Source organism: Streptomyces sp. TE5632, assembly GCF_054061295.1.
In genome coordinates this window covers 165184-175878 of the sequence record NZ_JBSSEA010000002.1, presented here as the reverse complement: position 1 = coordinate 175878, position 10695 = coordinate 165184, and the positions used below count along the sequence as shown (strand labels likewise).

The window sequence follows — 10695 nt, the reverse complement described above, 5'->3', positions numbered from 1 at the left end:
GTACGGAGAATGCAGTGTCCGTGATCATGAGCGGAGTGCCCGGTTCCTTCCGCCGAAGCAGAGGAAAGCAGGTCGACTGCCGTGCTGTTGCGTCTGCCCACATCCCTGTCCGAAGCACAGAACTGTATGGCCGAGGGAGCGGTGCCCATCGGCGGAGCCACCCTCGTGTGGGCACTCTGGCAGCGGGACGGCTTCCCCGAGCAGGCGATGTCCCTGCGCAGCCTCCCGGAGGCCAATGTGCTCGAGCGTGAGGCCCTGGGCGCGGCCGTTCTGCTGCACCGGATCGACGACCGGGTGCCGGAGGTCCTGCGCGGCGCGGCCGCCACCGTGGGCACCGGCGCCGTGCGCCGGACGGCCACGGTCGGCGGCAACATCGTGGGCAGCACCCTGCGCTGCCTGCTGCCGGCGGCGCTCGTCCTGGACGCGCGCGCCACCGTGCTGGACCGGGACGGAACCTACGAGACCGATCTGGCCGAGGTGGTGGCCAAGCGCCACCTGCTGCTCAGTTTGCGCTGGCGCGACCCCGTGACGAGCGGATACCACAAGGCGCCCGGCGAGGTGGGCGGACCGCCGCCGCTCGTCGTCGCCACCGCCGTGCACGCCGAGGGCGACGGACAGCGCCGTGTCCGCGTCGCCGTCCGTGACGGCCACGAGGTGATCGGCGGGAGCACGGAGTACGTGACCGGCACGGACGAGGTGCTGGACGCCCTGGCCCGTACGGATCTCGGTTCGCTCCCACCGGCGGCCCGGGACGTGATGCGCCGGGAGGTGTCCGGGGTCCTCGTCCGGGCCACCGACGGCTGACGACGCCGACGGCTCACCGCTTCAGCCGGCCACGGGGGCGTGCCGGGACCGCGTCAGTCGACGGGCCAGGTGTGCACCGGGGCGTTGAGATGCATGTAGTCGATGTACACCTGCGTCATCCGCCGCAGGGCCTCATGGCGGCCGCACTGAGCCGAGGCGTCGATGTGGTGGAACATCTCCTTCTGCCACACCGCCCCGTTGCGCCCGGTGACGCACCGCTGCTCGATGATGCCGAGCAGCGGCTCCCGCCAGACCTCGTCCATTCCGGAGAGCTCCAGCCCGCGGTGTGCCAGCGGCAGCAGCCGCCGCAGCACGAGCTCGGGCACCGGCACCTCGCCCATCCCGGGCCAGTACAGCCGTGCCTCGATGCCGTGCCGTGCCGCCGTGTGCAGGTTCTCCTCGGCGGCCGAGAACGACATCCGCGACCACACGGGCCGTTCCTCCTCCACCAGGGCACGGGTGAGGCCGTAGTAGAAGGCGCCGTTGGCCAGCGTGTCGGCCACGGTGGGACCGGCCGGCAGCACCCGGTTCTCCACCCGGACATGCGGCTTGTCGTGCGCGATGGCGTAGACCGGGCGGTTCCAGCGGTAGATGGTGCCGTTGTGCAGGGTCAGCTCGCCCAGTTCGGGGATGTCGCCGCGGTCCAGCGTCTCGGCGGGATCCTGCTCGTCGCACAGGGGGAGCAGCGCCGGGAAGTACCGCAGGTTCTCCTCGAAGAGGTCGAAGACGCTGTTGATCCACCGCTCCCCGAACCAGACCCGGGGACGCACCCCCTGCACCTTGATCTCCTGCGGGCGGGTGTCGGTGGCCTGCTCGAACAGCGGGACACGGGTCTCGTGCCACAGCTCCTTGCCGAACAGGAACGGCGAGTTGGCCGCCAGGGCGATCTGCACCCCCGCGATCGACTGCGCCGCGTTCCAGTAGTCGGCGAACTGCTCCGGATACACCTGGAGGTGGAACTGCGTGCTGGTGCACGCGGCCTCGGGAGTGATCGTGTCCGCGTAGGTGCGCAGCCGGTCGAGGCCGTCCACCTCGATGTGCAGGTCCTCGCCCCGGGCCGCGAAGATCTGGTCGTTGAGCAGCCGGTAGCGCGGGTTCTCCGACAGCGCCGACTCACCCACGTCCTCCTGCCGCAGGGTCGGCAGAATACCGGTCATGATCAGATGGGTGCCGACCGACTTCGCGCGTCGCTCCGCGTGATTCAGCGCGGCGCGGATCTCGGACTCCCAGGAGTCCGGGCCGCCCGCCGTCAGCCGTCGGGGCGGCACGTTGATCTCGAGGTTGAACCGGCCCAGCTCCGTGGACCAGGCGGGGTCCGCGATCACTTCGAGCGCGTCGCTGTTGCGCATCACCGGCTCCGCCCGGTCGTCGACCAGGTTCAGCTCGATCTCCAGCCCCACCTGGGGCCGCTCGGACTCGAACCGTTCCTCGCGCAGCATCTGCGCGAACGTGTCGAGGCACTCCTGCATCTTGATCCGGTACCGGCGGCGGTCCTCACGGGTGAACACCAACGCCGGGACGTCGCGTCCCATCGCTTCGCCTCCCGGCTTCCCGTCCTCGGACACCTCTCCACCCCAGCGTCGCACCACCGGGCGACTCCGACCAGACGGGACGGGACGCACCGTGAAATTCAGGTACCCGGTACCTGTACGGGGTACCCCTGGCGCTTGACCTCCGGCTCCTCGCCCTTCGTGCCCCGGCGTATCCGCTGTCCATCGGCCACCGTGCCGCCCCGCGGTCGTCGCGGGGTCCGCCGGGCAGTGGGCCGGCGGGGTGGCGCAGATCTCTCCGGCGCGTACGGCCGGGGTGGGATTCCCCTCCAGCGGCAGCGAGCGGCGGAACTCGCCGACCGTGAGCCGAACCGGGCGGACCGTCCGCAGAAGGAACTCGGCGCGACACTCCCGACGGATACCCGCGAGATCTGCGGAAGCAGGGGCGACGTGCGAGTGCACCACGTCCGCGCTCTCCCCGACCTCGCACATGCCGGACGGCAGCCCTCCGACCGGGCGTGCCTCATGCTCCACCGACAACGCAAAACGGTGGTGGCCTGCGACACCTGCCATGACCGCATCCACTCGGAACGGCCGGCCGGACCACTCACGCAGCAGTCACTGGAGAGCCGGATGACCGGGAAACCGTCATGTCCGGTTCGGCGGGAGGCCGCGTGGAACAGGAATCGCCCTCACCGCGAGCACCTCACCGCGCGGCCGACCCGACGTCGTCGACCTGTCGGCGACGCCGGTGCGTCCGCGACCACGAGTTCGGGCCGGGGCACCGCGGGGCCACGGTTCGTCGGCCGATGATCCTCTTGATGCGACGCCACCTCGCTCGCACCGTCAACCCATTGACGCCAAAACGTTCAGTCCCGGGGCAGGCACTCAGGAACATCGGCCGAGCCGGGTACGGCGAGTGCCCGAAGACCGAGGGCGCCCGACGCCTGCCCGCGGGCCCTGGCACTGTGCGGTCGCAGGTTCGCACCTGGCGCCGCGCTCTGCGCTGACGGTGCTGCCGAGGAGCCGGCGGCACCATGTGTACGCCGTTCGCTTCGGTCGCCGTGCGTCGGTCGAAGGCCTCGGTGAGCATCTCCGGTACGACCCTCGGCAATGGGATGGGTCGGCGTCCAGGGCTCTCGAATGGAGAAACGCGAACATGATGCACCGGATGGTCGTCCTCGCCCTGATGAGCGTGCTGACCGCGGCGCTCTCGGCCGGGGCCGCTCTCGCAGGGGCCACACCCCCTGGTGGAGGGCCGAAGCCACCCCCTCCACCAGGGTCCGGGCCCAGTAGCGAGGCATGGGCATGGACCCAACTGACCAGTCGCGGCACCCAGATCCGCTACGTGACCACCGACACCACCCTCACGTGCCCCACCGTGCGGTACACCATGGGCACGACCAGGGGTTCCTTCCCGATGCACCGGGTGAGCACCCCGGTGTTGCCGCAGTTCCTCACCACCGTGTGCGAGTTGGGCGTGCCCCTCGGAGCCTTTGACGCGGTGCTCCAGCAGTCGACGGTCCGGGCGACCGTGGTACACCCCGCAAACCGCCGGCTCCCCTTGCCGAACTGGACCGACACCACACGCCCCGGCACCATCGGCGTCATCGGCGACACCGGCTGCCGGGTCACGACGGCGGGTCCCGGCCAGGACTGCGCGAACCATCAAACCGGCTGGCCGTTCCCGCAGATCGCGAACAGCGCCGCCACGGTGACGCGACCGGACCTCGTGATCCATGTCGGCGACTACCTCTACCGTGAGGACCCGAGCCAGGCGAACGACACGGCGGCCAATCCGGGCTGCACGACGAGGGCGGACAGATTCAGCTGGCCGTGCGTCGTCGCCGACTTCTTCAGACCGGCGGAAACGCTGCTGGCCACGGCACCGGTCGCACTGACCCGAGGAAACCACGAGGACTGCAACCCTGCGCAGCAGGGCGGCGCGGGCGGCGCGTGGTTCCGCTACCTCGCCGACGACCTCCGCGCCGACGGATCGTGCAGTCCCTACACCGCGCCCGTGGAGATCCGCGCAGGCACTCTGAACCTCGTCTCCGTGGACTCCTCGTTCGCCGACCCGGCCGACGACGGAAGCACGACGCAGCGGGCGCTCTACACCGCGCAGTTCGAAACCGTGAACCAGGCCGCGCGGCAGCATCCCACCCACGATTACTTCGTGTTCACCCACAAGCCGCTGTGGATGGTGAGATCGGCGGGCCCTCCGGCTCGATGGGTGACCCGTGTCCTCGACGAAGCCGTCGCCGACACGACCCTGGGCCGGCTGGAGGACAACATCCGCATGGTGCTGTCGGGCCACGTCCACCTCTACCAGATGATCGATTTCGACACCGCCCGCCCGCCCCAGGTGACCGTGGGCCTCTCGGGCGGAGCACCACTGGACCAGGGCCCGAACGACGCCAACGTCGTCGGAAAACCGGTCGGTACGCCGCCGCAGCCCGTCCACCAGTCGATCACTCAGGGAGGGGTCTTCGGGTACGGGCTCCTGCGCGACAACGGCGCGACCTGGGACCTCACCTCTCACGACACGACCGGTGCTGTCCGCGGTCAGACCTGCACGCTGAGCGCGAGCACCGCCAACAAGGCATTCACCTGCCACTGAGGGCGTGTCGGAAGGCCGTCGGCGCTCCACTCCGGCAGCCGCCCCCGACTGTGGACGGAGTCCGGGAACCGCAGCGCGTCCCCGACCGGCTCGCAAGCACGCATGGTCCCACCACAGGTCATAGGACCGACGGCCCCATGTGAACGATGGCGGAGATGTCTCACGGCATCTCCGCCATCGGTGCGACATCCCGTATCGGTCAGCAGCGTCTTCCTGCCGGAGGACGAGCCGGGGAGCGGGTTTTCCCGGACAGTGGTTCCCCGGCGCCGCGCTCACCCGCACGATCCATCTGACGCCATTCCGGCCTCGGCCCGGCCGGGTTCGTGGTGAGGAAGTACACGGCCCTTCCGCCGAGCAGCACCGGCACGAGTGAGCAGCACCGGCACGAGCCCGACCGAAGCCACCGCCGCCCCGGCGATCGGCCCACCCGGTGGCATGTCGGCCCAGGCCCGTGACGCGGTGAGCGCTTTGACCCTGCCCGGCATCCGGCGGAGGAGCCGTTCGAAGAGCACGGCTCTTCCGGAGGTACCGGTGAGTGGCCCGGCTCACATGGCGTAGTGGGCGCGACACCGACACCATGGTCTTCGTCACCCGGCAGGCTGAAGGGATCGAGAATGTTCCGCAAGGTGCTGGTAGCCAACCGTGGTGAGATCGCGATTCGGGCGTTTCGTGCGGGCTACGAACTGGGCGCCCGAACCGTCGCGGTCTTTCCGCACGAGGACCGCAACTCGCTGCACCGGCTCAAGGCGGACGAGGCGTACGAGATCGGGCAGCCGGGGCATCCGGTGCGCGCCTACCTCTCCGTCGAGGAGATCATCGGCGCGGCGCGCCGGGCGGGAGCCGACGCCGTCTACCCGGGATACGGATTCCTGTCCGAGAATCCCGAGCTGGCCCTCGCCTGCGAGGACGCGGGCATCACGTTCGTCGGACCGGACGCACAGATCCTGGAACTCACCGGGAACAAGGCCCGCGCGGTGGCCGCGGCCCGTGAGGCGGGCGTGCCGGTGCTGGGGTCCTCGGCGCCCTCCACCGACGTGGAGGAACTCGTCCGTGCCGCCGACGACATCGGCTTCCCCGTGTTCGTCAAGGCGGTCGCCGGTGGCGGCGGGCGCGGAATGCGCCGCGTGGAGGGCCCCGCCCAGCTGCGGGAGGCCGTCGAGGCCGCCTCCAGGGAGGCCGAGTCCGCGTTCGGCGACCCCACGGTCTTCCTGGAGAAGGCCGTCGTCGAGCCCCGCCACATCGAGGTGCAGATCCTCGCCGACGGCGAGGGCAACGTCATTCACCTGTTCGAGCGCGACTGCTCGCTGCAGCGCCGCCACCAGAAGGTGATCGAACTCGCGCCCGCGCCGAACCTCGACCCGGAGCTGCGGGACCGGATCTGCGCCGACGCCGTGCGCTTCGCCCGCCGGATCGGCTACCGCAACGCCGGGACCGTGGAGTTCCTCGTCGACCGTGACGGGAACCACGTCTTCATCGAGATGAACCCGCGCATCCAGGTCGAACACACCGTGACCGAAGAGGTCACCGACGTCGACCTCGTGCAGGCGCAACTGCGCATCGCCGCCGGTGAGACGCTGGCCGACCTCGGTCTCGCCCAGGAGAACATCACTCTGCGGGGCGCCGCGCTGCAGTGCCGCATCACCACCGAGGACCCGGCCAACGGCTTCCGCCCCGACACCGGGCGGATCAGCGCCTACCGCTCGCCCGGCGGCTCCGGCATCCGCCTGGACGGCGGCACCACCCACGCCGGCACGGAGATCAGCGCCCACTTCGACTCGATGCTGGTGAAACTGACCTGCCGGGGCCGGGACTTCACCACCGCGGTCAATCGGGCCCGGCGCGCCGTGGCCGAGTTCCGCATCCGCGGCGTCGCCACGAACATCCCCTTCCTGCAGGCCGTGCTGGACGATCCGGAGTTCCAGGCCGGACAGGTCACCACGTCGTTCATCGAGCAGCGTCCGCACCTGCTCACCGCACGCCACTCCGCCGACCGAGGCACGAAGCTGCTGACCTACCTCGCCGACGTCACGGTGAACAAGCCGCACGGCGAGCGGCCCGAACTGATCGACCCGCTGACCAAGCTGCCCCGGCTGCTCCCTGGCGAGCCGGCGGCGGGGTCCCGGCAGCGGCTCGCCGAACTCGGCCCCGAGGGCTTCGCCCGCTGGCTGCGCGCGTCACCGACCGTCGGCGTCACCGACACCACCTTCCGTGACGCCCACCAGTCGCTGCTCGCCACCCGGGTCCGCACCAAGGACCTGCTCGCCGTCGCCCCGGTGGTGGCGCGCACCCTGCCCGAACTGCTCTCCCTGGAGTGCTGGGGCGGTGCCACCTACGACGTCGCCCTGCGTTTCCTCGCCGAGGACCCGTGGGAGCGCCTGGCCGCCCTGCGGGAAGCCGTACCGAACATCTGCCTGCAGATGCTGCTGCGCGGCCGCAACACCGTGGGCTACACGCCGTACCCGACCGAGGTGACCGACGCCTTCGTCCAGGAGGCGGCGGCCACCGGCATCGACGTCTTCCGCATCTTCGACGCGCTGAACGACGTCGCCCAGATGCGGCCCGCCATCGACGCCGTACGCGGGACCGGGACGGCCGTCGCGGAGGTCGCCCTGTGCTACACCGCCGACCTGTCCGACCCGTCCGAGCGGCTCTACACCCTGGACTACTACCTGCGCCTGGCCGAGCAGATCGTCGACGCGGGCGCGCACGTCCTGGCCGTCAAGGACATGGCCGGCCTGCTCCGGGCACCCGCCGCGGCGACCCTGGTGTCGGCCCTGCGCCGGGAGTTCGACCTGCCGGTCCACCTGCACACCCACGACACCTCCGGCGGTCAGCTCGCCACCTACCTCGCCGCGATCCAGGCCGGAGCGGACGCGGTCGACGGGGCGGTGGCGTCCATGGCGGGCACCACCTCGCAGCCGTCCCTGTCGGCGATCGTCGCGGCGACCGACCACTCGGAGCGGCCCACCGGCCTCGACCTCCAGGCCGTCGGCGATCTGGAGCCGTACTGGGAGAGCGTCCGCAAGGTCTACGCCCCCTTCGAGGCGGGCCTGGCCTCACCCACCGGCCGGGTCTACCACCACGAGATCCCCGGCGGGCAGCTCTCCAACCTGCGCACCCAGGCCATCGCCCTGGGCCTGGGCGACCGCTTCGAGGACATCGAGGCGATGTACGCCGCCGCAGACCGGATGCTCGGCCGCCTGGTGAAGGTCACCCCCTCCTCGAAGGTGGTCGGTGACCTGGCACTGCACCTGGTGGGCGCCGGGGTGTCCCCGCAGGACTTCGAGCAGGATCCGGACCGGTTCGACATCCCCGACTCCGTCATCGGCTTCCTGCGCGGCGAACTGGGCACCCCGCCCGGCGGTTGGCCGGAGCCCTTCCGGACCAAGGCACTGCGGGGCCGCGCCGACGCCAAACCCGTGCGGGAACTGACCGCCGACGACCGTGCCGGACTGGCGAAGGACCGTCGGGCCACGCTCAACCGGCTGCTGTTCGCCGGTCCGGCCCGCGAGTTCGAGACCCACCGCCAGAGCTTCGGCGACACCAGCGTCCTGGACAGCAAGGACTTCTTCTACGGGCTGCGCCCCGGCAAGGAGTACACCGTCGACCTCGACCCCGGGGTGCGGCTGCTCATCGAACTCCAGGCCGTGGGCGACGCCGACGAGCGCGGCATGCGCACGGTGATGTCCACCCTGAACGGTCAGCTGCGGCCGATCCAGGTCCGCGACCGGGCGGCGGCCTCCGACGTCCCGGTCACCGAGAAGGCCGACCGGACCGACCCCGGCCATGTCGCGGCGCCGTTCGCCGGAGTGGTGACCCTCGCGGTCGCCGAGGGCGACGAGGTGGAGACGGGGGCCACGGTGGCCACCATCGAGGCGATGAAGATGGAAGCCGCGATCACCGCCCCGAAGTCCGGCACGGTGAGCCGGCTGGCCATCAACCGCATCCAACAGGTGGAAGGCGGCGATCTCCTCGTGGAACTCGCCTGACCCGACCGCAGACCGTGGACGCCCTCCTGTGTGCACCGGGCCGCGGCGAGCACGGGCCGGCCCCGCGCTGGACGCCGAGTTCGTCGGCCGTGCACCAGGGGGGCCGGTCGGGCACCCGGAACTCATCCAAGGCCCGGAGGCTCGCTCAGGTCGACGGCGCGCAGGGCCGCCGCCAGAGCCGGTTCGTCGCCGACGTCGAGGGCGGTGTCGGTGAGTTTGATGACGTGTTCGTCGCCGTGCGCCAACGCCCGTTCGAAGACCTCCTCGGGGGTGAGAGGCCCCGGCGGGGTGTACGCGACGGGGGAGCGCGGCGCGTACATCGCGGTCACCGCCGCGGACGCCGTCCAGGCGGCCCGCAGACTCGGTACCCACAGGGCACGCGGCAGCGCGGGCAAACTGCGCAGTACGGCGTTGGGGGCCGTGGCCGCGTGGACCAGCATGGTCTCCTCGCCGTGGCCGTGGGTGGCGTAGCGGTGGGTGGCGGCCCGCACCAGTTCGCAGAGGCGGCGGCGGGCCTCGTCCGGGTCCGTGACCGTGGCCGCCCACACCGGCAGGCCCGCGACACGGGGGAGCCGGTCGGCGAAGCCGCCGTCCTGTGCGGCGAGCGGCGTCACCGTGTCCAGGGCGGCGGCCGCGCTGCCGGAGCCGGGCAGCGGTGACGGGTCCGCGATGGGGTGGTGGCGGGCGGCCCAGTAGCCGAGGCCGTGCCCGAGTTCGGACAGGCGCGGCCCGGTGGCCTCGCCGGCCAGGAGCGTACGCACGGCGTGTCCCACCCGGATGACCGGATGGGTGGAACCGCCGTACAGGCCGGGCAGGAGCCGGGGCCACCACTCGGCGAGCACCTCACGCCAGGGACGTTCGGCCAGCTCGCGGCCGAAGTAGCCGATCCAGTCGGCGGCGCGGCGGGAATCACCCAGCGCGGAGGGCCAGTTGACGGCCGTGACCGGCTCGCTCCCGGCCGGGAAGTCCTCGAGCTTGCGCGCGTACAGGTCGAGCCACCGGTGGACCGCACCGGCCCGCCCGTGCGTGGTCAGGGCTTCCACGGCCATCGGCGCGTGATTGGTGAGCCGGCCGAGCCGCTCCGGTCCGAAGGCGTGCAGCCGCTGGAGCGCCTCGTCGAGTGTGCCTGTCGTGTCCATGGACGGAACGTTAGGCGCGGCGCCACGGCGGCGTAACGGGCCGCAGACCTAGGACCGATGAGACCGGCCGAGACCGGCCCCGCCCGACTACGTTTCCGGTGTCGCGGTGCGGCTGCGCACCGGGTGCTTGCTCAGGACGGAGACCCGGTTGAAGGCGTTCATGGTGATCGCCACCCAGATCACGGCGGAGATCTCGTCCTCCGACAGCACGGAGCGCGCGAGCGCGTACGCGGTGCTCTGCGCGTCGGCGTCCGTGGGCAGGGTGGTGACCTCGGCGAGTGCCAGCGCGGCGCGCTCGCGCGGAGGGAACAGTTCGGTGTCGCGCCAGACGGCCAGCACGCCCAGGCGCTGTGCGGTCTCGCCGGCGCGCAGCGCCCGCGTGGTGTGCAGACTGAGGCAGAACGCGCAGGCGTTGAGCTGGGAGACCCGGATGTTGATCAGCTCGACGAGGACGCGGTCCAGACCGGCGTCGGCCGCGACCTCGCGTACCGCCTCGGCCGTGGCCGCCAGCGCGCGATAGGCGGCCGGGCTCTGCTTGTCGACGAACACCCGCTGGTCCGTGGTCTCCGCTGCCGCCTGGGTCACGTGAACTCCTTCATCGCGCGGTGTCTGAACCTCTGTTCCCATCATCCATGATTGTTGAAAAATGTAGT

General features: G+C 71.2%; 7 protein-coding genes. 4 read left to right on the top strand and 3 right to left on the bottom strand.

Annotated elements, in window-relative coordinates; translation table 11 throughout:
• The first annotated feature begins 81 nt into the window (after positions 1-81).
• On the top strand, positions 82-804 hold the full coding sequence (locus ACVW19_RS02830) for an FAD binding domain-containing protein (RefSeq protein WP_457456247.1): 723 nt from the start codon (positions 82-84) through the stop codon (positions 802-804).
• A gap of 53 nt (positions 805-857) precedes the next feature.
• Here ACVW19_RS02830 and ACVW19_RS02825 read toward each other — a convergent pair whose 3' ends face one another.
• On the bottom strand, positions 858-2336 hold the full coding sequence (locus tag ACVW19_RS02825; protein ID WP_457456245.1) for a glutamate--cysteine ligase: 1479 nt from the start codon (positions 2334-2336) through the stop codon (positions 858-860).
• Between the two features lie 159 nt (positions 2337-2495).
• Here ACVW19_RS02825 and ACVW19_RS02820 point away from each other — a divergent pair, with 159 nt between their 5' ends.
• The 3 genes from ACVW19_RS02820 to ACVW19_RS02810 all read left to right on the top strand — a co-directional run bounded on the left by ACVW19_RS02820 (position 2496) and on the right by ACVW19_RS02810 (position 8903).
• Positions 2496-3107, top strand: a complete 612-nt coding sequence (locus ACVW19_RS02820; protein ID WP_457456942.1) for an HNH endonuclease — start codon at positions 2496-2498, stop codon at positions 3105-3107.
• Positions 3108-3642: 535 nt separating this feature from the next.
• A complete protein-coding gene (locus tag ACVW19_RS02815) occupies positions 3643-4914 on the top strand; it encodes a metallophosphoesterase family protein (RefSeq protein ID WP_457456244.1) in 1272 nt (423 codons plus the stop codon).
• 614 nt (positions 4915-5528) lie between these two features.
• Complete coding sequence (locus ACVW19_RS02810; RefSeq protein ID WP_457456242.1) at positions 5529-8903, top strand: pyruvate carboxylase; 3375 nt, start codon at positions 5529-5531, stop codon at positions 8901-8903.
• 122 nt (positions 8904-9025) lie between these two features.
• On the opposite strand, the gene ACVW19_RS02805 is transcribed toward ACVW19_RS02810, so the two are convergent.
• Entirely contained in the window at positions 9026-10042 is a 1017-nt protein-coding gene (locus tag ACVW19_RS02805) for a questin oxidase family protein (RefSeq protein WP_457456240.1), read from the bottom strand.
• 87 nt (positions 10043-10129) lie between these two features.
• Positions 10130-10627, bottom strand: a complete 498-nt coding sequence (locus ACVW19_RS02800) for a carboxymuconolactone decarboxylase family protein (RefSeq protein ID WP_457456238.1) — start codon at positions 10625-10627, stop codon at positions 10130-10132.
• Positions 10628-10695 lie beyond the last annotated feature (68 nt).

What these genes read in the sequence shown, in the direction of transcription:
- ACVW19_RS02825 (WP_457456245.1), bottom strand. Translation starts at nt 2,336, where the DNA reads ATGGGACGCGACGTCCCGGCGTTGGTGTTCACCCGTGAGGACCGCCGC.
- ACVW19_RS02810 (WP_457456242.1), top strand. Translation starts at nt 5,529, where the DNA reads ATGTTCCGCAAGGTGCTGGTAGCCAACCGTGGTGAGATCGCGATTCGG.
- ACVW19_RS02805 (WP_457456240.1), bottom strand. Translation starts at nt 10,042, where the DNA reads ATGGACACGACAGGCACACTCGACGAGGCGCTCCAGCGGCTGCACGCC.